The organism is Plantibacter sp. RU18, from assembly GCF_050613355.1.
Taxonomy (GTDB): Bacteria; Actinomycetota; Actinomycetes; order Actinomycetales; family Microbacteriaceae; genus Plantibacter.
This window is the reverse complement of sequence record NZ_CP159618.1, coordinates 3,338,023-3,364,203: the sequence shown is the minus strand read 5'-3', so window position 1 is coordinate 3,364,203 and position 26,181 is coordinate 3,338,023. Positions and strand designations below refer to the sequence as shown.

The 26,181-nt window shown below is 68.2% G+C and carries 29 protein-coding genes; 26 read left to right on the top strand and 3 right to left on the bottom strand.

Translation table 11 applies throughout. The annotated features are described in order from the left end of the window. The first annotated feature begins 1 nt into the window (after position 1). The 14 genes from map to coaA all read left to right on the top strand — a co-directional run bounded on the left by map (position 2) and on the right by coaA (position 10,665). Positions 2-841: a type I methionyl aminopeptidase gene (map, locus tag ABMA10_RS16170; protein ID WP_347867140.1), complete on the top strand. Its 840-nt coding sequence runs from the start codon at positions 2-4 to the stop codon at positions 839-841. A gap of 52 nt (positions 842-893) precedes the next feature. Then, positions 894-1,784 carry an aminodeoxychorismate lyase gene (locus ABMA10_RS16165; RefSeq protein ID WP_347867141.1) on the top strand — a complete coding sequence of 297 codons (891 nt, stop codon included), beginning with the start codon at positions 894-896 and terminating at the stop codon, positions 1,782-1,784. Between the two features lie 151 nt (positions 1,785-1,935). After that, entirely contained in the window at positions 1,936-2,157 is a 222-nt protein-coding gene (gene infA, locus ABMA10_RS16160) for a translation initiation factor IF-1 (protein ID WP_017885304.1), read from the top strand. 81 nt (positions 2,158-2,238) lie between these two features. Beyond that, positions 2,239-2,352: a 50S ribosomal protein L36 gene (gene rpmJ / locus ABMA10_RS16155; protein WP_021759549.1), complete on the top strand. Its 114-nt coding sequence runs from the start codon at positions 2,239-2,241 to the stop codon at positions 2,350-2,352. A gap of 165 nt (positions 2,353-2,517) precedes the next feature. Next, on the top strand, positions 2,518-2,892 hold the full coding sequence (gene rpsM, locus ABMA10_RS16150) for a 30S ribosomal protein S13 (RefSeq protein WP_347867142.1): 375 nt from the start codon (positions 2,518-2,520) through the stop codon (positions 2,890-2,892). 41 nt (positions 2,893-2,933) lie between these two features. After that, positions 2,934-3,332 (top strand): 30S ribosomal protein S11, encoded by a 399-nt coding sequence (gene rpsK / locus ABMA10_RS16145; protein WP_056008094.1) that lies wholly within the window; start codon positions 2,934-2,936, stop codon positions 3,330-3,332. Positions 3,333-3,489: 157 nt separating this feature from the next. After that, a complete protein-coding gene (locus tag ABMA10_RS16140) occupies positions 3,490-4,479 on the top strand; it encodes a DNA-directed RNA polymerase subunit alpha (protein WP_347867143.1) in 990 nt (329 codons plus the stop codon). A 47-nt stretch (positions 4,480-4,526) separates the two neighbouring features. After that, complete coding sequence (gene rplQ / locus ABMA10_RS16135) at positions 4,527-5,063, top strand: 50S ribosomal protein L17 (RefSeq protein WP_431030686.1); 537 nt, start codon at positions 4,527-4,529, stop codon at positions 5,061-5,063. Between the two features lie 97 nt (positions 5,064-5,160). After that, the gene (locus ABMA10_RS16130; RefSeq protein ID WP_347867145.1) at positions 5,161-6,174 is read left to right on the top strand and encodes a GNAT family N-acetyltransferase; all 1,014 of its coding nucleotides are present in this window, start codon (positions 5,161-5,163) and stop codon (positions 6,172-6,174) included. A 31-nt stretch (positions 6,175-6,205) separates the two neighbouring features. After that, the gene (gene truA, locus ABMA10_RS16125; protein WP_431031528.1) at positions 6,206-7,138 is read left to right on the top strand and encodes a tRNA pseudouridine(38-40) synthase TruA; all 933 of its coding nucleotides are present in this window, start codon (positions 6,206-6,208) and stop codon (positions 7,136-7,138) included. A 178-nt stretch (positions 7,139-7,316) separates the two neighbouring features. Continuing rightward, the gene (gene rplM, locus ABMA10_RS16120; protein WP_347867146.1) at positions 7,317-7,763 is read left to right on the top strand and encodes a 50S ribosomal protein L13; all 447 of its coding nucleotides are present in this window, start codon (positions 7,317-7,319) and stop codon (positions 7,761-7,763) included. Between the two features lie 28 nt (positions 7,764-7,791). After that, positions 7,792-8,277 (top strand): 30S ribosomal protein S9, encoded by a 486-nt coding sequence (gene rpsI / locus ABMA10_RS16115; protein WP_347867147.1) that lies wholly within the window; start codon positions 7,792-7,794, stop codon positions 8,275-8,277. Between the two features lie 25 nt (positions 8,278-8,302). Next, complete coding sequence (glmM, locus tag ABMA10_RS16110; protein WP_347867148.1) at positions 8,303-9,664, top strand: phosphoglucosamine mutase; 1,362 nt, start codon at positions 8,303-8,305, stop codon at positions 9,662-9,664. Positions 9,665-9,714: 50 nt separating this feature from the next. Continuing rightward, positions 9,715-10,665 (top strand): type I pantothenate kinase, encoded by a 951-nt coding sequence (coaA, locus tag ABMA10_RS16105; RefSeq protein WP_347867149.1) that lies wholly within the window; start codon positions 9,715-9,717, stop codon positions 10,663-10,665. A gap of 13 nt (positions 10,666-10,678) precedes the next feature. On the opposite strand, the gene ABMA10_RS16100 is transcribed toward coaA, so the two are convergent. Next, positions 10,679-12,052 carry an APC family permease gene (locus ABMA10_RS16100; protein WP_431031527.1) on the bottom strand — a complete coding sequence of 458 codons (1,374 nt, stop codon included), beginning with the start codon at positions 12,050-12,052 and terminating at the stop codon, positions 10,679-10,681. Positions 12,053-12,280: 228 nt separating this feature from the next. Continuing rightward, on the bottom strand, positions 12,281-13,378 hold the full coding sequence (locus ABMA10_RS16095; protein ID WP_347867150.1) for a Zn-dependent alcohol dehydrogenase: 1,098 nt from the start codon (positions 13,376-13,378) through the stop codon (positions 12,281-12,283). A gap of 116 nt (positions 13,379-13,494) precedes the next feature. On the opposite strand from ABMA10_RS16095, the gene ABMA10_RS16090 reads away from it, so the two are divergent. The 9 genes from ABMA10_RS16090 (at position 13,495) to ABMA10_RS16050 (ending at position 21,881) form a co-directional block, all read left to right on the top strand. Beyond that, a complete protein-coding gene (locus ABMA10_RS16090) occupies positions 13,495-14,928 on the top strand; it encodes a PucR family transcriptional regulator (protein WP_347867151.1) in 1,434 nt (477 codons plus the stop codon). A 64-nt stretch (positions 14,929-14,992) separates the two neighbouring features. Next, complete coding sequence (glmS, locus tag ABMA10_RS16085; RefSeq protein ID WP_347867152.1) at positions 14,993-16,840, top strand: glutamine--fructose-6-phosphate transaminase (isomerizing); 1,848 nt, start codon at positions 14,993-14,995, stop codon at positions 16,838-16,840. A gap of 75 nt (positions 16,841-16,915) precedes the next feature. Beyond that, positions 16,916-17,272 carry a holo-ACP synthase gene (locus tag ABMA10_RS16080; RefSeq protein WP_347867153.1) on the top strand — a complete coding sequence of 119 codons (357 nt, stop codon included), beginning with the start codon at positions 16,916-16,918 and terminating at the stop codon, positions 17,270-17,272. After that, the gene (gene alr / locus ABMA10_RS16075) at positions 17,269-18,429 is read left to right on the top strand and encodes an alanine racemase (RefSeq protein WP_347867154.1); all 1,161 of its coding nucleotides are present in this window, start codon (positions 17,269-17,271) and stop codon (positions 18,427-18,429) included. Before ABMA10_RS16080 ends, alr begins: the two co-directional genes overlap by 4 nt. Next, on the top strand, positions 18,426-18,926 hold the full coding sequence (tsaE, locus tag ABMA10_RS16070; RefSeq protein WP_414693615.1) for a tRNA (adenosine(37)-N6)-threonylcarbamoyltransferase complex ATPase subunit type 1 TsaE: 501 nt from the start codon (positions 18,426-18,428) through the stop codon (positions 18,924-18,926). Before alr ends, tsaE begins: the two co-directional genes overlap by 4 nt. A 10-nt stretch (positions 18,927-18,936) precedes the next feature. Further along, positions 18,937-19,566 carry a tRNA (adenosine(37)-N6)-threonylcarbamoyltransferase complex dimerization subunit type 1 TsaB gene (gene tsaB, locus ABMA10_RS16065; RefSeq protein WP_347867155.1) on the top strand — a complete coding sequence of 210 codons (630 nt, stop codon included), beginning with the start codon at positions 18,937-18,939 and terminating at the stop codon, positions 19,564-19,566. Beyond that, entirely contained in the window at positions 19,563-20,114 is a 552-nt protein-coding gene (rimI, locus tag ABMA10_RS16060; RefSeq protein WP_347867156.1) for a ribosomal protein S18-alanine N-acetyltransferase, read from the top strand. The genes tsaB and rimI overlap by 4 nt, the downstream gene beginning before the upstream one ends. Beyond that, on the top strand, positions 20,111-21,169 hold the full coding sequence (gene tsaD, locus ABMA10_RS16055; protein ID WP_347867157.1) for a tRNA (adenosine(37)-N6)-threonylcarbamoyltransferase complex transferase subunit TsaD: 1,059 nt from the start codon (positions 20,111-20,113) through the stop codon (positions 21,167-21,169). The genes rimI and tsaD overlap by 4 nt, the downstream gene beginning before the upstream one ends. A 97-nt stretch (positions 21,170-21,266) precedes the next feature. After that, positions 21,267-21,881 (top strand): DUF4190 domain-containing protein, encoded by a 615-nt coding sequence (locus tag ABMA10_RS16050; protein WP_347867158.1) that lies wholly within the window; start codon positions 21,267-21,269, stop codon positions 21,879-21,881. Here ABMA10_RS16050 and ABMA10_RS16045 read toward each other — a convergent pair. Then, positions 21,878-23,092 (bottom strand): class I SAM-dependent methyltransferase, encoded by a 1,215-nt coding sequence (locus ABMA10_RS16045; protein WP_347867159.1) that lies wholly within the window; start codon positions 23,090-23,092, stop codon positions 21,878-21,880. The genes ABMA10_RS16050 and ABMA10_RS16045 overlap by 4 nt on opposite strands. Positions 23,093-23,250: 158 nt before the next feature. Here ABMA10_RS16045 and groES point away from each other — a divergent pair, with 158 nt between their 5' ends. The 3 genes from groES (at position 23,251) to ABMA10_RS16030 (ending at position 26,152) form a co-directional block, all read left to right on the top strand. After that, on the top strand, positions 23,251-23,547 hold the full coding sequence (gene groES / locus ABMA10_RS16040; RefSeq protein WP_259507004.1) for a co-chaperone GroES: 297 nt from the start codon (positions 23,251-23,253) through the stop codon (positions 23,545-23,547). 189 nt (positions 23,548-23,736) lie between these two features. Further along, positions 23,737-24,687, top strand: a complete 951-nt coding sequence (gene rarD, locus ABMA10_RS16035) for an EamA family transporter RarD (RefSeq protein ID WP_431031526.1) — start codon at positions 23,737-23,739, stop codon at positions 24,685-24,687. A 187-nt stretch (positions 24,688-24,874) separates the two neighbouring features. Further along, positions 24,875-26,152 (top strand): ABC transporter substrate-binding protein, encoded by a 1,278-nt coding sequence (locus ABMA10_RS16030; RefSeq protein WP_431030685.1) that lies wholly within the window; start codon positions 24,875-24,877, stop codon positions 26,150-26,152. Positions 26,153-26,181 lie beyond the last annotated feature (29 nt).

Sequence of the window (26,181 nt, the reverse complement as noted above, 5' to 3'; positions counted from 1 at the left end):
GGTGTTCCGCAAGTCGATCTACAAGACCCCTGAGCAGCTGCGCGCGATGCTCGCACCCGGGTTGGCCACGGCCGCGTCATTGGACGCCGTCCGGGCGTTGGTCGCTCCAGGCGTGACCACCTTGCAGCTGGATGCGGCAGCCGAGGCGGCGATCATCGCCGCTGGTGGCCACTCGAACTTCAAGCTCGTCCCGGGGTACAGCCACACGGTCTGCGCCTCGGTGAACGAAGACGTCGTCCACGGCATACCCGGGAGCCGTGTCCTCGAGGCTGGCGACATCGTGTCGATCGACAGCGGTGCTGAGATCGACGGTTGGAACGGCGACTCCGCGATGACGCTCGTGCTGCCGGACGCCGCGCGACCCGAACTCGTGACCGAACGCGAACGGCTGTCGGCGGTGACCGAGGGCTCGCTCTGGGCGGGGATCGCCGAGCTGGCGACAGCACGTCACCTCAACCAGGTCGGTGCCGCGATCGAGGAGTACGTCGAGGACAACTCGCCGGACGGGCATCCGTACGGCATCCTCACCGACTACGTCGGACACGGCATCGGTCGGACGATGCACGAGGCACCCCCGGTGTTCAACTACCGGGTGCGGCAGCGGGGGCCGGAGGTCAAGCCCGGACTGGTCGTCGCCATCGAACCGATGGTCGTCGCCGGGAGCCCCGACACCTTCGTCCGCGACGACGAGTGGACCGTCGCGACGCTCGACGGGAGCGCAGCTGCGCACTGGGAACACAGCGTCGCGGTGCACCGCGACGGGATCTGGGTGCTCACTGCACAGGATGGTGGGGCGGCAGCGCTCTCCGCCTACGGCATCACGCCTGTCCGTCCCGCCTGACCGATCGGCTCATCGATCCGCACTGCTCGGTGCTGCCGGTAGAGTGCTCGGCATGAGTGACTCGATCGTCTTCCTCCTGGACGTCCTGCCGTCGACGGCCGAGTGCGACGACGAGTCGATCGCCAGGACGATCCAGCCCGTCGGTGACGGCAGCCACGTGTTGAGCGTCTTCGACCACGGCCCTGCTCGGGGTGACGGCATCTTCGAGACGATCGGTGTCGTCGGTCGTCATCCGCAGTCGGTCGAGGCTCACCTCGAACGCCTCGCTGCCTCCGCCGCGTCGCTCGACCTGCCTGCTCCGAACCTCCCGCAGTGGCGGCTCGCGATCGGGCGAGCGGTGGCGGCGCTCCCTGAGGCCCGCCAGAGCGCGGTGCGGCTGGTCCTGACCCGGGGGAGTGCGGCCGGGACGCCGACCGGGTGGGTCTCCGCGACGCCCGCGACATCCGGGTTCCCCGAGCGGGAGACGGGGATCTCAGTCGTCCTCCTCGACCGAGGACTCCCGAGCGATGTGCAGGAGCGCTCGCCCTGGTTGCTCGCAGGTGCGAAGACGCTGTCGTACGCGGTGAACATGGCGTCGCTGCGTGAGGCTCATCGCCGCGGCGCCGACGACGTGCTGTTCGTGAGCAGCGACGGCTACGTGCTCGAGGGACCGACCTCCACGCTCGTCGCCCGGATCGGCGACACCTACGTGACGCCTCCTGCATCGAGCGGAATCCTCGCTGGAACGACACAGCTGGCGCTGTGGGAGCATCTCGATGAGCAGGGGTTGGCCGGCGAGTACCGGATGTTGACGCCGGCCGAACTCCTCGGCGCCGACGCCGTCTGGCTGCTCTCGAGCGTCCGGCTCGCCGCACCGGTGCGTTCGATCGACGGACAGCCGGTCGGTGTCGACGCGGATCGGACGACGTCGTTCAACGCCGCCCTCCTCGCTCGCACCGATTGACCCCAGGACCTCGCCACGTGAGTTGGCGAAACCGTAGAACATAGCATAGGATTGATCTTTGGTGCTTTCGGCATGCCTTCGGCGAGCCGACATCCGCACCACGAATCCATCCGCACGACCAGTGCGACTCAACCTGAGCGACAGTAAGGCTATGGCCAAAAAAGACGGCGTCATCGAGATCGAGGGCCAAGTGGTCGAGGCTCTGCCCAACGCGATGTTCCGCGTTGAGCTGACCAACGGACACAAGGTACTTGCCCACATTTCGGGCAAAATGCGTCAGCACTACATCCGCATCCTCCCGGAGGACCGCGTGATCGTGGAACTGACCCCCTACGACCTGACCCGTGGTCGGATCGTCTACCGCTACAAGTAGGTCGCGCTGTAAGTAACGGCCGGACGCGCCGCAACCATCCGGTGGCGGGCCCCGGCACGACGACAGCGAAAAGAGAGAATCATGAAGGTCAAGCCCAGCGTCAAGAAGATCTGCGACAAGTGCAAGGTCATCCGTCGCAACGGCCGCGTCATGGTCATCTGCGAGAACCCGCGTCACAAGCAGCGCCAGGGTTGATCACGGAAGACCTGCACGACGCAGCTCTGAGCGCCACAGCAGCACCCCTCTAACGGCAGTTCCAGATCCCGCGGGAGCGTTCATCGCTCCCCGGGTGACACCTCGGGTCGGAGGCCCGGGCACCGGAACCGCTCCACACCTCCACAACTCCTAGGAGAAGCCACCATGGCACGTCTCGCCGGCGTAGACATCCCACGCGACAAGCGCGTGGAAGTTGCACTGACGTACATCTACGGTGTTGGCCGCACTCGGTCCCTCAAGACCTTGGCCGACACCGGCATCAGCGGAGACATCCGCGTGAAGGACCTCACCGACGACCAGCTGGTCGCCCTCCGCGATTACATCGAGGGCACCTACAAGGTCGAGGGTGACCTGCGCCGTGAGGTCGCAGCCGACATCCGCCGCAAGGTCGAGATCGGGTCCTACCAGGGCATCCGCCACCGTCGCGGCCTTCCGGTCCGCGGACAGCGCACCAAGACCAACGCGCGCACCCGCAAGGGCCCGAAGCGCACCGTCGCCGGCAAGAAGAAGGCCCGCTAGGCCTCGCCTAGTCGCCTCGTCATAGGACTTAGGAGATATTCATGGCAGCACCAAAGTCGGCCGTTCGGAAGCCGCGCAAGAAGGAAAAGAAGAACATCGCCGTGGGCCAGGCCCACATCAAGTCGACGTTCAACAACACGATCGTCTCGATCACCGATCCCTCGGGCGCGGTCATCAGCTGGGCATCCTCCGGTGGCGTCGGCTTCAAGGGATCGCGTAAGTCGACCCCGTTCGCCGCTCAGCTCGCCGCAGAGTCCGCTGCGCGTCAGGCGCAGGAGCACGGCATGAAGAAGGTCGACGTCTTCGTCAAGGGACCGGGTTCCGGTCGCGAGACGGCGATCCGTTCGCTGCAGGCCGCTGGCCTCGAGGTCGGCTCGATCAACGACGTCACGCCTCAGGCACACAACGGTTGCCGCCCCCCGAAGCGTCGCCGCGTCTAATTCCTTCGGTTCACCGGCTGTGATCCGTCCGCGACGATCGTCAGATCATCGCGGACGGATCACGGCATGGTCCTGGTGATCAGGGCCAGCGAACACAATTCACTACCTCGCCAACGCAAGTGTCATATAGCGGACACTTAGCCGAAAGGAATCCATAGTGCTCATCGCACAGCGCCCTACGCTCACCGAAGAATCGATCTCGGAGTTCCGCAGCCGGTTCATCATCGAGCCGCTCGAGCCAGGCTTCGGTTACACGCTCGGGAACTCGCTCCGTCGCACGCTGCTGTCGTCCATCCCGGGCGCAGCGGTCACCAGCATCCGCATCGACGGCGTCCTCCACGAGTTCAGCACGATCCCCGGTGTCAAGGAAGATGTCACCGAGATCATCCTGAACATCAAGGGCCTCGTCGTCTCCAGCGAGCACGACGAGCCGATCACGGCGTACCTCCGCAAGACCGGCGCAGGCCAGGTCACCGCGGCTGACATCTCGGCTCCGGCCGGTGTCGAGGTGCACAACCCGGATCTCGTCATCGCCACGCTGAACGACAAGGCGAAGTTCGAGCTCGAGCTCACGATCGAGCGTGGCCGCGGCTACGTGTCGGCCACGCAGAACCGCAACGAGTTCAGCGAAGCCGGCCAGATCCCCGTCGACTCGATCTACTCGCCCGTCCTCAAGGTGACCTACCGCGTCGAGGCGACTCGTGCCGGTGAGCGCACCGACTTCGACCGCCTGGTCGTCGACGTCGAGTCGAAGCCGGCGATCACGCCGCGCGACGCCATCGCGTCGGCCGGTCGCACGCTGACCGAGCTGTTCGGCCTGGCCCGCGAGCTCAACACCGCTGCAGAGGGCATCGAGATCGGCCCCGCGCCGGTCGACGCCGTGCTGCCGGGCGAGCTCTCGATCCCGATCGAAGACCTCGACCTCTCCGTGCGCTCGTACAACTGCCTGAAGCGTGAGGGCATCAACAACGTCAGCGAGCTCGTCGCGCTGTCTGAGACGCAGCTCATGAACATCCGCAACTTCGGACAGAAGTCGGTGGATGAAGTTCGCGACAAGCTGACCGAAATGGGCCTCTCGTTGAAGGACTCGGTTCCCGGGTTCGACGGCGCCCACTTCTACAGCGGCTACGACGACGAGACCGTCTAGTAGCTCGCGTCCCACCTGACGACTTTCCAACCTGAAGAGAGACAACAATGCCTACTCCCACCAAGGGACCCCGCCTCGGAGGCGGCCCTGCACACGAGCGCCTGCTGCTCGCCAACCTCGCTGCTGCGCTGTTCACCCACAAGCGCATCCAGACCACCGAGACCAAGGCGAAGCGCCTGCGTCCGCTCGCTGAGCGCCTGATCACCTTCGCGAAGCGTGGCGACCTGCACGCTCGTCGTCGTGTCCTCGCGACCATCACCGACAAGAGCGTCGTGCACGAGCTCTTCACGGAGATCGCGCCGCTCGTCGCCGACCGCCAGGGTGGCTACACGCGCATCATCAAGACCGGCTACCGCAAGGGCGACAACGCCCCGATGGCAGTGATCGAGCTCGTCCTCGAGCCCGTCACGCCGAAGGCGAAGCCGACCAAGGCTGCGAAGCACGCTGCGGCTCCGGCCGAAGAGGCTCCCGAGGCGCCCGCAGAGGTCGAGGCTGCTGAGGCGGTCGAAGCGACCGAGACCCACGGCGAGTCGGTCGACGCCGGCGACACTGCGACCGAGGCTCCGGCCGAGGACGCGAAGTAGTCTTCAGCACCGTATCGACGGAACCCCGTCCTCCAATCAGGAGGGCGGGGTTCCGTCGTCTCCAGGCGGCACTGGAGCGTGTTCTAGGCTTGAGGGCATGAGCACCACTCCTGATATTCCTGCCGGCCTGCCTGCGCTTCCGCAGCACCCAGAGATCGCCCGGTGGCGGCCCGCGCTGGAGTCCGACATCGACGCGCTCGTGGCGCTCAGCCGCGCGATGGACCCGTTCGACAACCCGCATCGGGTGACGAGCCGTGACGAGATCGCGGATGAGTTCGACCACGAGTGGATCGACATGGAGACCGACAGTCTGCTCGCGATCGCGCCGGACGGCGAGGTGGTGGCCTTCGCGATGGTCGTCCTCGCGCCGTCACGAGACGTCTCCGTGTACTCGTACGTGTTCGGCGGCGTGCACCCCGACTGGCGTGGCCGTGGCATCGGGCGGCTCGTGCTGTCCTGGTCGCTCGAGCGGTCGGAGCAGCAGCTCGACTCGGTGGAGAATGCGGCCCCGAGGTCCTCCCGCGCCTACGTCGACGAGCACAATCCTTCCGCGGCACGTCTGTTCGAACGTCACGGTTTCTCGGTCGCGCGGTACTTCACCATCATGGAACGCGACCTGTCGCTGCCCGTCGACGAGATCCCAGTCCCGGAGGGTGTCCGGCTCGTCCAGTACGGCCCGGAATACGCGGATCGCACCAGGGTCGCTCGGAACGACTCGTTCCGCGATCACTGGGGCAGCCTCGAGACGGTCCCACCCATGTGGCAGCAGTTCGTCGGCGGCTCGCACTTCCGTGACGAGCTGTCGGTGATCGGCGTCGAAGCCGATGGAAGGGTCGTCGGTTTCACACTCGCCGAAGTCGACGAGGCGAGCTGGGACGCGCAGGGCTTCACCAGCGCCTACATCGCACTCGTCGGAACCGTCCGTGACTGGCGCGGACGCCGTCTCGCTCCGGCGCTCCTCGCGGCGGCTCTCACCAGGATCGCCGCCGCCGGGCTGGAACGCGCGACGCTCGAGGTGGACACCGCGAGCCCCACCGGTGCCCTCGGCCTGTACGAGCGTCAGGGTTTCGTCGCGACGACGCGTGAGCTGGCCTACGTCCGTGAGCGCTGACGACGAGCCGGCGGCAGTTGCAGGCGGGGAGGTGCTCGACGATGGCGGAGAGCTGCCGACCCAGCGTTTCCGTCTGGACATCGCCTACGACGGCACGGATTTCGCGGGCTGGGCGAAGCAGCCGGGCCTGCGGACCGTCGAGGGCGTGCTGGAGGCGGCGCTGCGCCTCGTGCTCAGCAAGTCCGTCCCCCCGATGCCGCGATTCGTCGTCGCCGGCCGCACCGACGCGGGCGTGCACGCCACGGGCCAGGTCGTGCACCTCGATCTGACGGAACCGCAGCTCGCGAAGATCACCCGATTGCAGGGACGGCACGCTGAGGCGGGCGACCCGTCCGGGCTCGTGGAATCGCCCAGTACGCTCCTGGCACGACGCCTGAACGGCGTCCTCGGGATGGACCGCGATGTCGTGATCCATCACGCGGAGCCGGCGGCCCACGGCTTCGATGCACGCTTCTCCGCGGTCTGGCGGCACTACCGCTACCGGCTGGCGGACGCCGGCGTCCGAAAGGACCCGCTGCTCCGACGGACGACGAGCTGGACGACGTCAGGCCTCGATGTCGAGCTGCTCGACCGGGCTGCGTCCTCGCTCGTCGGTCTGCACGACTTCCAGGCATACTGCAAGCCGCGTCCTCGAGCCACGACGATCCGCGCATTGCAGGCGTTCTCGTGGGAGCGCGATGATGCCGGAGTACTCGTGGCGCGTCTCACGGCGGACGCGTTCTGCCACAGCATGGTGCGTGCGCTCGTCGGCGCGTGCGTCGCAGTGGGGGAGGGGCGCATGTCCCTCGACGAGGTCGTGCGGCTCCGCGACGGCGGCAAGCGGCAGATCGACTTCCGGGTCATGCCCGCGCGCGGCCTCACGCTCGTGGAGATCGGTTATCCCGAGATCGACCTCCTCCACGCCCGTGCAACCGAGACCCGCCAGCGTCGCCACCACGGACATGTCGCGGCAGCCGCCGACTGAGCTGTCCGTGAACTGAATTGACCGGAGGAGAGTCGTCGCGTAGACTCTCTCGTTGGTGCCTGCGCCTTCTGCGGTGCGGTACCCGAAGTTGAGCCCTCCACCTCGGGTGTTCCGATCGGAACACCCAACAGGAGCGGGATTCACGAACAACCAACTCCGACCAGAAAGCAGCACTATTGTGACGCGCACGTATTCCCCGAAGGCCAGTGAGATCACGCACGACTGGGTCGTCATCGACGCCACCGACGTGGTCCTCGGCCGCCTGGCCAGCCACGCCGCCGCGCTCCTGCGCGGGAAGCACAAGGCCACGTTCTCTCCCCACCTCGACGGTGGCGACTTCGTCATCATCGTCAACGCGGACAAGGTCGCCCTCACCGGCGCCAAGCTCCTGCAGAAGAAGGCTTACCGCCACTCCGGCTACCCGGGTGGTCTCTCGGCCGTCACGTACGCCGAGCTCCTCGAGAAGAACCCGATCCGCGCCGTCGAGAAGGCGATCCGCGGCATGCTGCCGAAGAACACCCTCGGTCGCGACCAGCTGAAGAAGCTCAAGGTCTACACGGGCAGCGAGCACCCTCACGCTGCTCAGCAGCCCAAGCCGTTCACGCTCGACCAGGTCGCCCAGTAAGCACCGGACAAGAAAAAAGGATTTTACAGTGGCGAACATCGCAGATTCCATCGAAGAGACCCCGCAGAGCTACTCCACCGAGTCGCCTGCTGAAGCAGCGGTCACCGCGCCCCGCGCAGTGCTCAGCGTCCCAGGCGCGGCAGTCGGACGTCGCAAGCAGGCCATCGCCCGCGTGCGTCTCGTCCCCGGCAGCGGCACCATCACGGTCAACGGCCGTACGCTCGAGGACTACTTCCCCAACAAGCTGCACCAGCAGCTGATCAACGACCCGTTCACGGTCCTCGACCTGGCCGGCGGCTACGACGTCATCGCACGCATCTCCGGTGGTGGCCCCTCGGGCCAGGCCGGTGCGCTGCGCCTCGGCATCGCTCGTTCGCTCAACCAGATCGACGAAGAGAACAACCGCGCCACCCTGAAGAAGGCCGGCTTCCTCTCCCGCGACGCTCGCGTCAAGGAGCGCAAGAAGGCCGGACTCAAGAAGGCCCGTAAGGCTCCGCAGTTCTCCAAGCGCTAATCGCGCCCGGAACAAGCGAAGCTACATGCCTCAGCTGTTTGGTACCGACGGTGTTCGCGGCCTCGCGAACGCCGACCTGACGGCAGACCTCGCTCTCGGCCTTGCCCAAGCCACCGCAGTGGTGCTTGGGCAAGGCCGTAGTGCTGAGGCCCGCCGTGCCGCCGGGAAGCGCCCGGTCGCAGTGCTCGCACGCGACCCACGGATCTCCGGCGAGTTCCTGTCCGCCGCCGTCGCGGCGGGCCTGGCGTCCTCGGGCGTCGACGTGCTCGAGGCCGGCGTGCTGCCGACCCCGGCGACCGCCTTCCTCATCGCCGACATCGACGCCGACTTCGGCGTGATGATCTCCGCCTCGCACAACCCTGCTCCCGACAACGGCATCAAGATCTTCGCCCGCGGCGGCACCAAGCTCCCCGACGCCGTGGAGCGGCGCATCGAGGAGTACCTCGATCGTCCCAAACTCAGCCCGACGGGCGCCGATGTCGGCCGCATCATCCGCTTCGCCGACGCCGAGGACCGCTACGTCGTGCACCTGCTCGGCAGTCTCCCCCACCGTCTCGACGGCATCCATGTCGTCCTCGACTGTGCCCATGGGGCAGCAGCGGGCGTCTCTCCGGAGACCTTCCGCGACGCCGGAGCGCAGGTCACCATCATCGGCAACGACCCTGACGGCATGAACATCAACGACGGTGTCGGTTCCACCCACCTCGACCTGCTGTCGAAGGCGGTCCTCGAGCATGGTGCGGACCTCGGCATCGCGCACGACGGCGACGCCGACCGCTGCCTGGCGGTCGACGCCGACGGCAAGATCGTCGACGGCGACCAGATCATGGCCATCCTCGCCGTCTCGATGCAGGAGCGCGGCAAACTCAAGGACGACACGCTCGTCGCGACGGTCATGAGCAATCTCGGACTGCACGTCGCGATGCGCGAGCACGGCATCACCGTCATCCAGACGGGCGTCGGCGACCGCTACGTCCTCGAAGCGATGAACAAGCACGGCTATTCGCTCGGTGGTGAACAGTCCGGCCACGTGATCATGGCGGCGTACGCGACGACCGGCGACGGCATCCTCACCGGGCTCCACATCGTCAGCGAGATGGCGCGCACCGGAAAGACCCTCGCCGAACTCGCTTCGGTCATGCAGGTGTACCCGCAGATCCTCGTGAACGTGACCGGCGTCGACCGCACGCGCCTCATCGGCGACGAGGTCGTCGACGAGGCAGTGCGGGCTGCGGAGGCTGAGTTGGGCGATGACGGGCGGGTGCTCCTGCGGCCCTCCGGAACCGAGCCCCTCGTGCGTGTCATGGTGGAGGCTGCAGACCAGCCGACCGCAGACCGCCTGGCGCATCGACTCGCCGACGTCGTGCGGGAACGCCTCGCCATCTGAGACGCCGCCAGGGGGCGGACGAGACCGCTCACCTGTGGAAGAGTGATCGCATGACTTCGACGACGACGGGCGCCGCCTCAGGGCAGGCGACACCCTACGTGGAGATCGACCGCGCGGAGTGGGCCAGACTCGCTCCCGCGGCCACTCCGTTGAGCGAGACCGAGGTCGTGCAGATCCGTGGTCTCGGCGATCGCCTCGACATGCGCGAGGTGGCCGAGGTGTACGTGCCACTCAGCCGTCTGCTGAGCCTGTACGCGAAGGGCACCCAGGACCTCGGGCGTGCGACGAGCCAGTTCCTCGGCGATCAGCCGGTGCGTACACCGTTCGTGATCGGCGTCGCCGGTTCGGTGGCGGTGGGCAAGTCCACGATCGCGCGGTTGTTGCGAGAACTGCTGTCGCGCTGGCCGGACACCCCGCGGGTCGAGCTCGTGACGACCGACGGCTTCCTGTACCCGAACGCGGAGCTCGAGCGTCGCGGGATCATGGACCGGAAAGGATTCCCGGAGTCCTACGACCGTCGATCGCTGCTGCGCTTCATCACGGAGGTCAAGAGTGGTGCCGCGGAGGTCCGCGCACCCTTCTACTCGCACCTGCGCTACGACATCATCCCGACGGCGCAGGTCGTCGTCCGACGGCCGGACGTGCTCATCGTCGAGGGCCTCAACGTGCTCCAGCCGGCAGCGACCGCGAGCGGACTCGCGATCAGCGACCTCTTCGACTTCAGTATCTACGTGGACGCCCGTACTCGAGACATCGAGTCCTGGTACGTCGACCGCTTCATGGCTCTGAAACGCGGGGCGTTCTCGAACCCGAACTCCTTCTTCAACGTCTTCGCCGACCTCTCCGACGAGGAGGCCGCCGACCAGGCGCGGGGGTTCTGGCGGTCGATCAACGAGCCGAACCTGGTCGACAACATCCGACCCACCAGGTCGCGTGCGAAGCTCGTGCTCCGCAAAGACTCCGACCACACGGTGTCGTCCGTGCTGCTCCGCAAACTCTGACCCGCGTCGCGGCTCAGCCGACGCCTTCGAGCTGGTCGGTCTCGGTGTTCCCGATGTTGCCGATGACGTCCGGACGGCGCTTCGCGAGGAAGACGTACCAGGCGATGGCCACCGCGAGGGTGGCGAGGAACAGGTAGGGGATGACGTTCAGCGGGAACGCGGGCACAGGGTAGACGTTCGCGAAGAAGACGTAGACCATGCTCAGCACCGCGATGACCGCGCAGACCCAGACGAGACCGTTCCGCATGCCCTCGCGCCTCGTGTACACGACGCAGGCGATGGCGACGAGAGCATAGGCGACCATGTACCCGTAGGTGCCGTAGGTGTCGACCCAGACGACGATCGACATGGGGTCGACGCCCGTCGCGAGCAGCACGATGTCGAGGAGGATGGCTGCTGGGCCGGCGATCAGGAGGACCCGATGCGGCGTCAGATGACGATCGTGGGTGCGCCCGAACCGCTCGGGGACGACGCCCTCCTTGCCCATGACGTAGACGATCCTGCCGACGACGTTCAGTGGCGCGACGACCACGGCGAAGAAGGACGCTCCGACACCGAGCGTGAGGACGGGTGAGAACCAGGCGGGCATGCCGATGGTCGTCGCGATCTCCTCGAGCGGGTTCGCGGACTCACCGAGCCCTGCACCGAGGATGATGACCTGCGTGTATGCCGCGAAGACGTACAGGACGCCGACGGTCACCGCGCTCCACATGATCGCGCGGGGGATCGCGACGTACGGGTTGCGTGCCTCACGGCCGAGCGCGTCGGCCGAGGAGAAGCCGACGAAGCCGAGGATGCCGAGCACCATTCCGGCGGCGACGCCCTGGAACGGCACGCCCTCGAGGGAGAACTGTGCGGGATCCCACGCGCGGGGACCTGCCCAGACGAGCGCGAGGACGAGCAGCACGAGGATGATCGAGATGGACACGAGTTCGAGCACGAGCGAGACCCGGGCGGAGAGCCGGATGCCGCGGATCGTGAACAGCGTCGCCAGGCCGCCGAGGATGATCGCCAGGGCGATCCACGCGATCGGTCCCTCGAAGGGGATCCCGATGAGCACGAGGAACTGGCCGACGTAGGAGATCGAGCCGCCGAGCGAGCCGGCGGCGATGCCCCAGCACCCGATGAGGAGCGTGATGCCGGCCAGGTATGCGCCGAACGGACCGAGGCCCTTGGACACGTAGGTGTAGAGCGAGCCTGCCGAGGCGTGACGCTTCGCGAAGACGGCGACGCAGTAGCCGACGCTCAGGATGACGATCGTCGCGAGGACGAACGACAGCACGGTGCCGTTGCCTGCGCCGAGGTAGATGGCGGCCGCTGTGAAGGCGATGACGGCGCTCGGTGCGATGTTCGCGATCGCCTGGGCGGCGAGCTCCGGGCCGCTCATCACGCCGCGGCGGAGGCCTGCGTCGATCGGGCGGGCGGGTGCGCCGGCGGGGGAGTCCGGCGACGAGGGGGCGGTGCGAGAGGACATGGCAGGCTCTCCAATGAGACGGTGCTGTTTCGCGGGTGGGGGTGGAGCGGCGGAGCCGACGCGTTGTGGGGGACTGCGTCGACCCCGCCGGTATGAGACCGGCGGTGCCGGTGGTCTGTGCCGGTGGTCTCTGCGGCGGGTTCAGGGGATGAGCAGTGTGCGGAGCGCGCCACCCGATTCGAGGTCGTCGAACGCCTCGGCGGCCTCGGAGAGCGGACGTCGTGCCGACACGAGGGGATCGAGCATCAGCTGACCGTCCATGTACCGGTCGACGAGCGCGGGGATGTCGATCGACGGACGGACACTGCCGTAGTTGGAACCCAGGATTCGTTGGTCGGCCTCGGCGAGGACGAGGGGCTCGAACGAGGCCTTCGCCCCGGTCGGTGGGAGGCCGACGATGACGGCGGCACCGCCGAGCCCGAGCATGCGGATGGCCTGCTCGGTCGTCGTCGTGCGCCCGATCGCGTCGAAGGCGTAGTCGGCGCCGTCGGGCAGGAGTTCGAAGAGGGCGTCCACGGCGACGACCTCCGCGGCGTTGATGCGGTCGGTGGCCCCGAACTGGGCGGCGAGGAGGGTCTTGTCGTCGCGGACGTCGACCGCGATGATGCGCTCCGCACCGGCGAGCTTCGCGCCCTGGACGACATTGAGACCGACCCCGCCGCAACCGATGACGACGACGGTGGCGCCGGGCTCGACGGCAGCCGTGTTGAGGACCGCCCCGACACCGGTGGCGACAGCGCAGCCGACCAGTGCGACGACGTCGAGCGGAGCGTCGTCGCGGACCTTGATCGCTCCGGAGGCCGGCACGACGACCTCCTCGGCGAAGGAGGAGACGCCCAGGTAGTGGTGCAGCGGCTCCTCGCCGGCCGAGAGGCGAGAGGTGCCGTCGAAGAGGACGCCGAGCGGCGCGACGACCGTCGCGACCTTCTGACAGCGTGCCTCGTGGCCGGAGCGGCAGTACCGGCATTCGCCGCACGGAGGCACCCAGGACAGGACGACGTGGTCGCCGACCGACAGGGAGGTGACACCTTCGCCGAGTTCGAGGACGACGCCGGAGCCCTCATGCCCCATGACGAGTGGTGCTGCGGCATCCCATTCGCCGCGCTTGACGTGCAGGTCGGAGTGGCAGACGCCGGCGGCGGCGATGCGGACGCGGACCTCGCCGGCGCGCGGAGCCGCGAGCTCGACATCCGTGTATTCGATCGGCTGCTCGGGGGAGCGGAAGACGACGGCTTTCATCGGGGGCCTCCTGGGCGGTGGTGGGTCAGGGACGATGCTAGGGAGCAGGGCGCGGCTGTGCACTGTACGGAAGTGTGGACAGGCGATGAGTATTCGACATCTCGTACACTCACCTCATGGCCAGAGACCTCGACTCGATCGTCCGCACACTCGGCGCGACGCTCCTCGGTGGGCCGATCGCTGGTACCGCACCGATCGATCAGCTCCTCCCCATCGCTGATCTGGCGGTGCGCTCGCATCCGGCGTTCACGTCGATCGTCACAGCGACGGTTCCGGAGATCCAGGCAGTGCTCGGTGCCGACGACCAGCGTCGTGCAGCGCTGCGCGCTGCCGCGGTCGTCGTGCCGGCGCCCCACTCGCCGTCGGAGACGGCCCTGCTCGGACGCCTCGGGCTGACCGTGCTGTGGTGCGAGGACGACCTCGAACGCACGGCGCTCCGGATCGATGCGATCCTCGCCGGCGACCAGGCGGCGGAGGACCGTCTGGTGGCGACCGGCACGCGCGTGCTCACACAGGTGGCCAGGCGTGGCGGGGTCGGTGCGATCGTCGCCGAACTCGCGAGCCGTATCGACGGCTGGGTCGTCCTCCTCGACGACCACGGCCAGACGATCTCGAGCGCGGGCGCGGGCGCACTGCATGTCCAGGATGCCGCAGCCGTGGCGTTCAACCGACCCGTGCGCATCCGGCATACCGGCCTCCAGGTGCACCCCGTCGGCCTCGGGGAGGACCTGGCAGCGCACCTCGTCGTCGCCTCACGCGAGGGTGGCCTCAGCCGAGTGCGATCCCTCGCGTCGCAGGCGGCGGCGTTGCTCGACCTCGTCCTGCGCACGCACGACCACTCGGTCGCGGAACGCCTCGGCCGTGACCTCATGGTCGACACGTTGTTGGGTGGCGACCCGGGTCGGATCGCGGAGCTGCTCGCCCACTGGGGGGTCCGTGAGGTCCGGCTCGCCGCCTTCACGCTCTCCTCGCGCTCCAAGACGGTCGACGTCGAGCGTGTCGCGAGTCGCTGGTTCGACGAGCTCGGCTGCGCGCAGATCATGACGGTCCGGCACGGCGTGCTCACCGGGTTCCTCCGCGAGGATCGGGTGCCGGACCTCGTCGAGCGCGTCGAGGCGTTCGCAGCCACAGCTGCCGTCCCGATGCGGCTGGGCGTCGGCGAGTCGGCATCGATCGACACGCTTGCGCGCTCGGCGCGGCAATCGGCGCAGGCGCACCAGGCCAGCGGCGGCGGGCGGTTCGTCGTGCACTATCGCGCACTGCCGACGGTGGGTTTCGTGTTCGCCCGGCTCGATGAGGCGGCCACCGCGGAGCTGCAATCAGTGCTCGACCCGCTGTTGGAGGACGGAGCCCACGGAGAGCTGACCGAGACGCTCCGCCGCTACCTCGTGGAGGACGGGTCGTGGGGGATCACCGCCCAGGCACTGGGCATCCATCGGCAGACCTTGCGCAGTCGGATGGGCCGGATCGAGGAGCTGACCGGGCTCTCGATGGCGGATCCGGACGATCGCGCGGCGGCCTGGTTGGCGCTGCGAGCGCTCGAACACTGACCGTTCGCTGCTGGCATGGTTTGGTGCACGATCCTCGCAAAATCGCCCGATTATGCTGATCCTCATGTGTGGAATCGTGGGATACGTCGGCAACGACAAGACGGTCGAGGTCCTGATGGGCGGACTCAAGCGTTTGGAGTACCGCGGGTACGACTCCGCGGGCATCGCGGTGCTCGACGCGACGGGTTCCCTCAACACCCGCAAGCGCGCCGGCAAGCTCGCGGTCCTCACCGAGAACCTCGCCGCTGACCCGATCGCACCTGGATCGACCGGCATCGGCCACACCCGCTGGGCGACGCACGGCGGCCCGACGGACCGGAACGCCCACCCGCACCTCGGCGACGACGGCAAGCTCGCGCTCATCCACAACGGCATCATCGAGAACTTCGCCGAACTGCGCGCCGAGCTCCTCGCCGACGGCTTCACGTTCGACAGCGACACGGACACCGAGATCGCCGCCGTCCTGATCGGTCGCGAGTACCGCTCGACCGGCGACCTGACTGAGGCCTTCCGCCGCGTCGTCGGTCGCCTCGACGGCGCGTTCACCCTGCTCGCGATGCACCAGGACCTCCCCGGCGTCGTCATCGGCGCCCGTCGCAACTCGCCGCTCGTGATCGGACTCGGCGAGGGCGAGAACTTCCTCGGCTCCGACGTCGCAGCGTTCGTGCAGTACACGCAGCGCGCGGTCGCGATCGGCCAGGACCAGATGGTCGTCATCACGCCCGACGACGTGACCGTCACCGACTTCTTCGGCAGCCCCGTCGAGACCTCTCCGTTCGAGATCCAGTGGGACGCGTCAGCGGCCGACAAGGGTGGATGGTCGAGCTTCATGGCGAAGGAGATCAGTGAAGAGCCCGACGCGGTCGCGAACACCATCCGCGGCCGGGTCGACGGCGGCCAGGTCGTCATCCCCGAACTCGAGGGACTCGACGAGCTCTTCCTCGACATCAACCGCATCGTCATCATCGCCTGCGGTACGGCAGCGTACGCAGGCACGGTCGGCACCTACGCGATCGAACGCTGGGCGGGCATCCCGGTGACCGTCGAGCTCAGCCACGAGTTCCGCTACCGCGACCCGGTGATCGACGCGCGCACGCTGGTGATCTCGGTCAGCCAGTCCGGCGAGACCATGGACACGCTCATGGCAGTCAGGTTCGCGAGCGAAGCCGGCGCGAAGACACTCTCCATCTGCAACACCCAGGGGGCGACGATCGCGCGCGAGTCCGACGCCGTCGTCTACACGCACGCCGGCCCCGAGGTCGCAGTCGCATCGACCAAGGCGTTCACCGCGCAGATCACCGCGCTGTACCTCTTCGGGCTCCACCTCGCGCGGGTGCGCAAGACGCAGACGCCGGCATTCCTCGCCTCGCAGGTCGCGGAGCTCCAGGCCGTCCCGGACAAGATCGCCAGCATCCTCGGCGCCTCGGAGAAGATCGCGCAGCTCGCGCACTGGATGGCCGACTCCCGCGCGGTCCTGTTCCTCGGCCGCCACGTCGGGTATCCGATCGCGCTGGAGGGCGCGCTGAAGCTCAAGGAACTCGCGTACATCCACGCGGAGGGCTTCGCCGGCGGCGAGCTCAAGCACGGCCCGATCGCGCTCATCGAGCCCGGTCAGCCGGTCTTCGTCGTGGTGCCGAGCCCGCGCGGTTCAGCCGTCCTCCACCCGAAGGTCATCTCGACCATCGAGGAGATCCGCGCCCGAGGTGCTCGGGTCATCGCGATCGCCGAGCAGGGCGACGCCGCCGTGCTGCCGTCGGCCGACGAGGTCATCCCGATCCCGCTCGCCGGACCACTCTTCGAGCCGCTCCTGGCCGTCATCCCGCTGCACATCTTCGCGATGGAACTCGCGACGGCGAAGGGGCTCGACGTCGACCAGCCGCGCAACCTCGCGAAGTCCGTGACCGTCGAATAGTCGCCGGTCCGCAAGCTGTCAGGTGGCCCGCTCGCCTGTCGGCGGGGCGCCGCACCTCGGCCGTAGAGTAGAGGGATGATCATCGGCATCGGCGTGGACCTCGTGGAACTCGCCAGGTTCGAGCGGGCGATCGCCCGCACCCCGAACCTGCTCGCCCGACTGTTCGTCCCGTCCGAGCGCGAGCTGCCGTTGCGGTCGCTCGCCGGACGCTTCGCCGCCAAGGAGGCGCTCATCAAGGCGCTCGGCTCGTCCGACGGTATCCGCTGGCAGGAGATGGCGGTCGTGAACGGCCCCGAGGGCAAGCCTGATTTCGCGTTGTCCGGCGTCACGGCCGGCGTGGTCGCCGAGCGCGGCATCACACGCTTGCACCTGACGATGACGCACGACGCGGGTGTCGCAGTGGCGTTCGTCGTCGCGGAGCGCGACGCATGATGCGCGCTCAGGCCGACGGGAACCGACCCACCCGCGAAGCCATCATCGACCTCGACGCCCTGCGCCACAACGTCAGGCGACTCCGCGAGCTGACGGGCGTCGCCGAACTCATCGTCGTCGTCAAGGCGAACGCGTACGGTCACGGAGCCGTGGCGGTCGCTCGTGCGGCGATCGAAGCCGGGGCAGACCGTCTGGGAGTCGCCGACATCTCGGAGGGCGTCGCACTCCGAGCAGCCGGGATCACCGCGCCGGTCCTGGCTTGGTTGCACGGGCCCGACGCAGACTTCGGGGCAGCCCTCCTCGCCGGGCTCGAACTCGCGCTCTCGTCCGAGGCGCAGCTCGAACAGGTGCTCGCTGCCGCCGCCGTGACGGATTCGGGCGTGCCCGTCGTGCAGTTCAAGCTGGAGACCGGCCTCAGCCGCAACGGCGCCGCCGAGGAGGACTGGCCGGCGCTCTTCGCCGCCGCTGCCGCCGCGGAGCACACGGGGCTCGTCCGTGTGGACGGGCTGTTCTCACACGTCTCGAACACGTCGTCCGCGGACGACGCTCGAGCGGCCGTCCGCTTCGAACGGGGCGTCGAGCTCGCGAAGGCGGCAGGACTCGCCCCCCGCACCATCCACCTCGCGGCGTCCGCCGCCGCGCTCGGCGAGCCAGCGCTCCGATACGACGCCGTCCGGCTCGGGCTCGCGGTCTACGGCCTCTCACCGTTCGAGCCCGATGCGTCGGCCGACCGCACCGCAGCGGCGTTTGGCCTCCGCCCGGTCATGACCCTGAGAGCTTCGATCGCCGCGGTCCGCCGCGTCGAGCCGGGGGCGGGCGTCTCCTACGACTACAGCTACCGCACCGATGCGCCGACGACGCTCGCCCTCGTGCCGCTCGGCTACGCCGACGGGATCCCGCGCAGCGCTTCGAACACCGGACCGGTGCTCATCAACGGTCGGCGCTACCGCGTGTGCGGACGCATCGCGATGGACCAGTTCGTCGTCGACGTCGGTGACGACCCCATCGCCGTCGGAGACGACGTCGTGCTCTTCGGCGACCCGTCGACCGGAGCGCCCCGGGTGGAGGAATGGGCGGACGCGGCCGGCACCATCAACTACGAGCTCGTGACCCGCATCGGCGATCGGGTCGTCCGCACGCCTCAGGAGCGCGCATGACGGACGACGTGCTCACGGACGGGGTCTCGGAAGCCGCGACGCCTGAGGCGATGCACGCGTATGGCGTCAGCCTCGGCGGTGCGCTGCGCGCTGGGCAGCTGCTCGTCCTGACCGGGCCGCTCGGCGCGGGCAAGACGACGCTCACTCGTGGCATCGGCGAGGGACTCGGCGTCCGCGGACCGGTCACGAGCCCCACGTTCGTGCTCGCCAGGACGCACCCGAGCCTCGTCGGTGGTCCGCCGCTCGTCCACGTCGACGCCTACCGCCTCGGTTCGGCCCTCGAACTCGACGACCTCGACATCGACTTCGCCCGCTCCGTCGTCGTCGTGGAGTGGGGTGCCGGGATGCTGGACGGTGTCGTCCCCGAGTGGTTCGAGCTGATCATCGAGCGCCCGACCGGCGCCACCGGACCTGCCGTATCGCCCGAGACGGGCGAGGAACCGATCGAACGCCGCACGCTCACGCTCACGCGGCACACCGGCATCGACCACGGGTAGGCTGGACGACGTGCTGCTGGCGATCGATACATCCGCGGGTTCGAGCGTCGCCGTCGTCACCACGAACGGCGAGGTCCTGGCCGAACGCTCCTCCGACGATCCGATGCGCCACGCCGAGGTCATCGGCAGCCTCATGGTCGGCTGTCTCGAAGACGCAGGCGTCCGGGTCGCGGACCTCACCGGAGTGGTCGCAGGGATGGGGCCGGGTCCGTTCACGGGCCTGCGCATCGGCATCGCGGCTGCACGCACCTTCGGGGTCGGGGCGGGACTCGTCGTGCACCCCGTCGTGAGCCACGACGCGATCGCGCTCGACGCCTACAGCAACGGCTCCGTCCCACCCGACACGGCCTTGCTCGTCGTCACCGACGCGCGCCGTCGCGAGCGTTACTGGACGCGATACGCGGGGCTCGACGCTGCCGGTCTCCCCGTCCGCACCGACGGCCCGGCACTCGCGAAGCCTGACGACGTTCCAACAGACGATGCCGTCCGACGTGATGCCACGCTCGTCCCGGGTGGCGCCCTCGGCCGAGTGGCAGCCCTCCTGCTCGCCATCGGTGGTGGGTTCGCAGGAGACGAACCGCTCTACCTCCGCTCGCCCGACGTCACCCTCTCCGCCGGGAGCAAGCGGGTGACCGCGTGACCTGGCTCCTCCGTCGGGCCGGTGCCGCCGACGTCGACGCGATCATGTCCATGGAGCGCACCGTCTTCGTCAACGACGCGTGGTCGACCGACATGATGCGTTCGGAGCTCGAATCGCCGCACGGCTATTACCTCGTCGCCACCGATGCCGACAGCGACGGCAGCATCGACGACCCCTCCGAGCTCGCCGGCTACGCAGGCCTGTTCGCCCCGTCCCGCTCCGACGACGCCGACATCCAGACCATCGCGGTCGCCGAGCGTGCGAGGGGCCGAGGCCTGGGGCGCCTGCTCATGCAGTCGCTCATCGAGCAGGCGCGGCAGCAGGACACCGCACAGGTGTTCCTCGAGGTCCGAGCGGACAACCCCGTCGCCATCACCCTGTACCGGAGCCTCGGGTTCGAGGAGTTGGGCGTCCGGCCAGGGTATTACCAGCCCGACGACGTCGACGCCATCGTGATGCGGCTCACGGTCCGACCGAGCTCCCCGTCGCTCGCCCACGGACGGCCGCACGAGGATCACACCGACCAGCCCACCGGGAGCACCGCATGAACCGCGACGAACCGCTCGTCCTCGGCATCGAGACGAGCTGCGACGAGACGGGCGTCGGCATCGTCCGAGGGCACCGGCTGCTCGCGAACACCATCGCCTCGAGCATGGACGAGCATGCCCGCTACGGCGGCGTCGTGCCGGAGGTCGCCGCACGCGCCCACCTCGAGGCGCTCGAACCGACAATCACGACGGCGCTCGCCGAAGCCGGTGTCGAGCTCGCCGACCTCGACGCGGTCGCGGTCACCAGCGGACCCGGACTCTCCGGGGCGTTGATGGTCGGCGTCGGTGCTGCGAAGGCGCTCGCCGTCTCGCTCGGCAAACCGCTCTACGCCGTGAATCACCTCGTCGGGCACGTCGGCGCCGACGTCCTCGACTCGGAGGACGGCACGATCGAGTACCCGACGATCGCCCTGCTCGTCTCGGGCGGACATACCTCGCTACTCCTCGTGCGCGACCTCGTGTCGGACGTCGAGCTCCTCGGTGAGACCATCGACGACGCTGCGGGGGAGGCGTTCGACAAAGTGGCCCGCGTGCTCGGCCTGCCGTACCCGGGAGGTCCGCAGATCGATCGGGTCGCCGCGGACGGCGACCCGAAGGCCATCCGTTTCCCCCGAGGTCTCAGCCTGCCGAAGGACATGGAGCGCCACCGGTACGATTTCTCCTTCTCCGGCCTCAAGACCGCCGTCGCGCGCTGGGTCGAGGCCAAGCAGGACGCGGGCGAGGACGTGCCCGTCGCCGACGTGGCCGCGAGCTTCCGGGAGGCCGTCGTCGACGTGCTCGTCACGAAAGCGGTCAAGGCATGCACCGATCTCGGCGTACCGAGGCTGCTCCTCGGCGGCGGCGTGATCGCGAACGCCCGACTGCGTCAGGTCGCGCTCGAGCGCACGGCTGCGGCCGGCATCGAGCTGCGCATCCCGCCGCTCCAGCTGTGCACCGACAACGGCGCGATGATCGCAGCATTGGCCGCGCAACTCATCTCGGCCGGGCGTGAGCCGTCCTCGCTCGACTTCGGCGCCGACTCCACCCTGCCGGTGACCGAGATCCAGGTGCACTGAGCACGATCGGTCACCACCGGGCGTGCCTGCGCCCCGAGCGTTCCGACCCGGAGCGCATAGGATGGGCCGACACCCGGCCATGAGCAGAGGAGCGGCGATGGACCAGCAGCAGCCTGACGGACGAGCGCAGCAGCCCCCGGTGCCTCCCGAGCTGCGGGGTCCTCCGCAGCAGGCTCCGCAGACGCCGTACGTCCAGCCGGAGCCCGCCCGACAGACGCAGCCAGGGCAGACGCAGGGGACGTTCCCGACTCCAGCAGCGTGGCAGCCCGCGCCACAGCACGCTTCGCCGCAGCCGCAGCCGCAGCCCAGGCAGTCTCCGTACGGGACATCGCCGTCTGCTCCGCCTGCAGCCTGGCAGGGTGACCACGCCACCTATCTGCAGACCGTCCCGACGGCCGTCTATCAGGCACCGAGTCAAGGCGGGTATCCGAGCTATCAGCAGGCGCAGGCCGCAGCGCCCGCCACCGGCACCGGCCGGAGCACCTGGTCGCTTGTGCTCGGCCTCATCGGTCTCGTCATCTCGATCTTCGTCGGCTGGGGGTTCCCTCTGTCGATCACGGCGATCGTCATGGGGTTCGTCGCACGGCGTCGCGAGCCGCTGGGACGCGGGCGTGCGCTCACCGGAATCGTGACCGGGTTCGTCGGACTGCTCTGCTCGGCGGGCTGGTTCGCCTACAGCATCGTCGTCATCATCGGATACGTCTCGACCTAGTCGTCGGCGGCACTGTCGGTCGGGTGCACCCGTTCGATGAGCAGCGCTGCGTGTTTCCCGGCGACGCGGGTGAGGATGATCGTGCCCGACCGCTCACCCCGCAGGGAGAGCCGTTTGCGGTAGGCGGCAGGATCGACGTCCACTCCGCGCTTCTTGATCTCCAGGATGCCGATGCCGCGCTCGCGCAGTGCGCGTCGGAGCACCTTCTCATCCATGGGGAGTCGTTCCAGCACGCGGAACGTGGTCGCGAAGGGCGAGGACGTGGCCGAGTCGGACGTCAGATAGGCGATGCCTGCTCCGAGCATGCCGGCCTCGAGCTGTACGGCGAGATCGCCGATGAGTCTCGCGCGGATGACGGAGCCGTCGGGCTCGTGCACGTACTCACCCAGCTCTCTGACCGGGGCGTCGTCGGCGTCCTCGTCGGCGTGCAGTTCGTGGTGTGCACCGTCCGCGACCAGGAGCGCGGAGCGCCGGATGCCGGGACGGGCGAGCTGGCCGAACCACAGCGTCATCTCGACGAGCTGCCCGTCGACGGAGACCCACTGCGCCTCGGCGTCCTGCGGGATGAGCGATCGATCGAAGCCCGGGCCCAGTTTGACGCCGACCGGCAGCCGCGAGGCAGCTGCGAACACGAGGTCGAGCGACGGGGTGTAGTCGGACGCGCTCGCGAGACGACTGGTGTCGGTGTGCCCGACAGTGCGGCGCGCCGGATCGAACCATGCGGCGTCGAAGCCGTCGAGTGAGATGTCCTCCGCGGCCTCGTTGCGCACGGTGGCGGTCGGGAAGGGGGCGAGGTTGTAGCTCGCGATCGCTGCGGTCACCTCGTCGACGTCGACTGCGGTGACCTCGAGGTCGAGCGACGCCATCGCCATCGAGTCGGCGCCGATGCCGCTGCCGAGGTCGGCGATCTGTCGGAGTCCTGCCCGCGCGAAGCGCCCGGCGTGCAGCGCGGCGACGGGGAGACGCGTCGCCTGCTCGAGTCCGGCCTCGGTGAAGAGCATCCGGCCGGCGAAGGGGCCGAACTTGCCGACCGCCTTCTGACGGAGGCGCGACTGCGTGAGCACCGCCGCGACGAGTTCGGGGGAGTGGCCCTCCTTGCGCAGCCGTCCGACGAGGCGGACCGCCTCGTCCTTCGTGGGGTACGGCGGGAGGGAGTCGAGCAGTCGAAGGCCCTCGGCGGTGAGGAGCTCGACGAGTTCCGAACGTTCCACGGTCAGCGGGTCTCTGCAGGAACACTGTGCATCCGGTAACGGTAGCAGCCGCTCATTGGCACTCGCATTGCGTGAGTGCCAGAACATGCCTAGACTGGAATCAGCACTCTCGCAGTGTGAGTGCTAACCACGTCTTCGTTTCAGGAAAGAGGTCAACCGTGTCGGTCTCCATCAAGCCGCTCGAGGATCGCATCGTCATCAAGCAGGTCGAGGCAGAGCAGACCACCGCATCAGGTCTGGTCATCCCCGACACCGCCAAGGAGAAGCCCCAGGAGGGCGAGGTCGTGGCGGTCGGACCGGGTCGCATCGACGACAACGGCAACCGCGTTCCTCTCGACGTCGCCGTCGGCGACAAGGTGATCTACTCCAAGTACGGTGGCACCGAGGTCAAGTACGCCGGTGAGGACCTCCTGGTCCTGTCCGCGCGCGACGTCCTCGCCGTCGTCGTCCGCTAGTCACCAGCGCACGAATTCCGCGGCATCACGCCGCCCCACAGCCCGAATGGCACTCGCCGTTCGGGCTGTGGCCGTTTAACGCGGATGCCCGATCTCCAGCGGGTCTAGCCTGGACGGGTGCAGAACCCCAGTGATCCAGCCGCCGTCGACATCGAGCCGTCCGCCGGAGCCGTCGCTGGTGTTGATGACATCCGCTCAGCGGTCGCGGTGCCGCGTCAGGGCAGCCGGTCTGGGCTCATCTCGGCCGTCGTCGCCTACTGCCTGTGGGGCGCCCTGCCCCTGTACTTCATCGCGCTCGCCCCCGCCGGAGCGTTCGAGGTCGTCGCCTGGCGCATCCTCTTCTCACTCGTCTTCTGCGGCGTCCTCATCATCGCCACCCGGTCCTGGCGTCGACTGCTGGGGATCCTGCGCCAGCGCCGCATCGTCCTGACGATGGGGCTCGCGGGGGCCCTCATCTATGTGAACTGGCAGACCTACGTCTACGGCGCGCTCAACGGCCAGGTGGTCGAGGCCTCACTCGGGTACTTCATCAACCCGATCGTCACGGTGTTCCTCGGCGTGTTCTTCCTCCGGGAGCGCCTCCGGCCCGCGCAGTGGGTGGCGGTCGCGGTGAGTGTCATCGCCGTGCTGGTCCTCGCCGTCGGACACGGAAGCGTGCCGTGCATCGCACTGATCCTCGCGTTCTCGTTCGGCCTGTACGGGTACATCAAGAAGTTGGTGGGGGCTTCGGTCGACGCGGTGTCGGGCCTGACGCTCGAGACCGCGTGGCTGGCTCCGGTCGCGGTGGCGCAACTGATCGCCGTCGGCGTCACCGGAGGCCTGACGATCGGAACCGAGGGGGTGGGGCACACGCTGTTGCTCGTCGGCGCCGGCGTCATCACGGCCGTACCGCTCCTGTTGTTCGCGGCGGCGGCCCGCAGACTGCCGCTCACCTGGATGGGGTTCATCCAATACTTCGCCCCGATCATCCAGTTCATCGTCGGGGTCGCCGTCCTGCACGAGGCGATGCCCCCGGAGCGGTGGTTGGGCTTCGGGCTCGTCTGGCTTGCGCTCGCTATCCTCACCGTCGACGTGCTCGTGGCAGGGGCGAGATCGCGACGCAGCACTCTTGCGCGCCAGAGCGGGTCGCAGACGGCCTGAACGCGTGATTCCAGCGTTGATCGCGCGACCAAAGCAGGAAAGGTGCAAAAAACTCGCTTCTGAGGTAACGATTTGGTCGTGTTACACGCTTGTAACGTCAACGTCATTGTCCAGCGCACCTGCAGCGGATAACTTGTCACAACGGCAGCCCCTGGAGCTGCCACTCTTCTGACAAGCAAGGAGTACCATGAGCGTCTTTTCGAAGGCCACGGCCGGTCGATCACGCCCTCGCGCCATCGTTCTCGGTGGCATCGCTCTGCTCGGGGCCAGCGCGCTGGTCCTCAGCGGTTGCGCCTCCGGCGGTAGCGATGACAGCGGCAGCAGCAGCAAGCCCGCGGGCGACCTGACACTGAAGCTCGGCACGGCGTTGCCACAGACCGGTAACCTCGCGTTCCTCGGCCCGCCCGAGGAGGCCGGTGTCGGTCTGGCCGTCAAGGAGGTCAACGATGCCGACCTTGGGATCAAGATCGACCTGACGCTCGGCGACTCCGGAGACTCGGACAACAAGGCGTACGCGACCGAGGTGCCCCGTCTGCTGTCCGCAGGTGTCACGGCCATCATCGGTGCCGCATCGTCCGGTGTGTCGAAGCTGTTCATCGACGAGGTCACTGGCGCAGGCGTCATCCAGTTCTCGCCGGCCAACACCTCGGCCGACTTCACGACGTGGGACGACAACGGTCTGTACTGGCGGACGGCGCCGTCCGACGTGCTGCAGGGCGAGGTGCTCGGCAACCTGATCGCAGAGGACGGCAACGCCACCCTCGGCATCATCTACCTGAACGACTCGTACGGCACCGGCCTCGCGAAGTTCACCAAGGAAGCGTTCGAAAGCGCCGGCGGCGAAGTGGTCGCCGAGCAGTCGTACAACACCGGTGACACCTCGTTCGATGCGCAGATCAGCGCGGTCAAGGCCGAGAACCCCGACGCGATCGCGTTGATCGCGTTCGAGGAGACGAAGACGATCGTTCCTGGTCTCGCGGGCTTCCCGACCGACAAGATGTACTTCGTCGACGGAAACCTCGCCGACTACAGCGCAGACTTCGCTCCAGGCACCCTCACGGGAGCCAAGGGCACGCTGCCGGGTCTCGACACCGCGAAGCTCGGTGACTTCACGGACCGCCTCCAGGCCTTCGTGAAGGACGAGGGCGGCGAGGAGCTGAAGGACTACAGCTACGCGGCTGAATCCTACGATGCGGTCATCCTGCTTGCGCTCGCTGCCCTCCAGGCTGGCTCGACGGAGGGCGCCGACATGGCGGCCGAACTCCAGTCCGTCTCCGGTGGCAAGGACAAGGGCGAGAAGGTGACCACCTTTGAAGAGGCTGCGAAGGCCATCGCCGACGGCAAGAAGATCGACTACGACGGCAACTCCGGTCCGATCACGTTCGATGAGAACGGCGACCCGACCGAAGCCACCATCGGCATCTACCAGTACGACGAGAACAACAAGTACGCACGTATCAACTAGTCGTCCAGGCGACTGCAGGGGCCCCGGAT

Excerpts from the sequence above, each read along its gene's own strand:
- rpmJ (WP_021759549.1), top strand. The coding sequence starts at position 2,239 with ATGAAGGTCAAGCCCAGCGTCAAGAAGATCTGCGACAAGTGCAAGGTC.
- glmM (WP_347867148.1), top strand. The coding sequence starts at position 8,303 with ATGCCTCAGCTGTTTGGTACCGACGGTGTTCGCGGCCTCGCGAACGCC.
- tsaE (WP_414693615.1), top strand. The coding sequence starts at position 18,426 with ATGACGGACGACGTGCTCACGGACGGGGTCTCGGAAGCCGCGACGCCT.
- coaA (WP_347867149.1), top strand. The coding sequence starts at position 9,715 with ATGACTTCGACGACGACGGGCGCCGCCTCAGGGCAGGCGACACCCTAC.
- rplQ (WP_431030686.1), top strand. The coding sequence starts at position 4,527 with ATGCCTACTCCCACCAAGGGACCCCGCCTCGGAGGCGGCCCTGCACAC.
- ABMA10_RS16080 (WP_347867153.1), top strand. The coding sequence starts at position 16,916 with ATGATCATCGGCATCGGCGTGGACCTCGTGGAACTCGCCAGGTTCGAG.
- rpsK (WP_056008094.1), top strand. The coding sequence starts at position 2,934 with ATGGCAGCACCAAAGTCGGCCGTTCGGAAGCCGCGCAAGAAGGAAAAG.
- infA (WP_017885304.1), top strand. The coding sequence starts at position 1,936 with ATGGCCAAAAAAGACGGCGTCATCGAGATCGAGGGCCAAGTGGTCGAG.
- ABMA10_RS16095 (WP_347867150.1), bottom strand. The coding sequence starts at position 13,378 with ATGAAAGCCGTCGTCTTCCGCTCCCCCGAGCAGCCGATCGAATACACG.
- ABMA10_RS16050 (WP_347867158.1), top strand. The coding sequence starts at position 21,267 with ATGGACCAGCAGCAGCCTGACGGACGAGCGCAGCAGCCCCCGGTGCCT.
- ABMA10_RS16030 (WP_431030685.1), top strand. The coding sequence starts at position 24,875 with ATGAGCGTCTTTTCGAAGGCCACGGCCGGTCGATCACGCCCTCGCGCC.
- ABMA10_RS16100 (WP_431031527.1), bottom strand. The coding sequence starts at position 12,052 with ATGAGCGGCCCGGAGCTCGCCGCCCAGGCGATCGCGAACATCGCACCG.
- tsaD (WP_347867157.1), top strand. The coding sequence starts at position 20,111 with ATGAACCGCGACGAACCGCTCGTCCTCGGCATCGAGACGAGCTGCGAC.
- glmS (WP_347867152.1), top strand. The coding sequence starts at position 14,993 with ATGTGTGGAATCGTGGGATACGTCGGCAACGACAAGACGGTCGAGGTC.
- ABMA10_RS16130 (WP_347867145.1), top strand. The coding sequence starts at position 5,161 with ATGAGCACCACTCCTGATATTCCTGCCGGCCTGCCTGCGCTTCCGCAG.
- alr (WP_347867154.1), top strand. The coding sequence starts at position 17,269 with ATGATGCGCGCTCAGGCCGACGGGAACCGACCCACCCGCGAAGCCATC.
- rpsM (WP_347867142.1), top strand. The coding sequence starts at position 2,518 with ATGGCACGTCTCGCCGGCGTAGACATCCCACGCGACAAGCGCGTGGAA.
- ABMA10_RS16090 (WP_347867151.1), top strand. The coding sequence starts at position 13,495 with ATGGCCAGAGACCTCGACTCGATCGTCCGCACACTCGGCGCGACGCTC.
- ABMA10_RS16165 (WP_347867141.1), top strand. The coding sequence starts at position 894 with ATGAGTGACTCGATCGTCTTCCTCCTGGACGTCCTGCCGTCGACGGCC.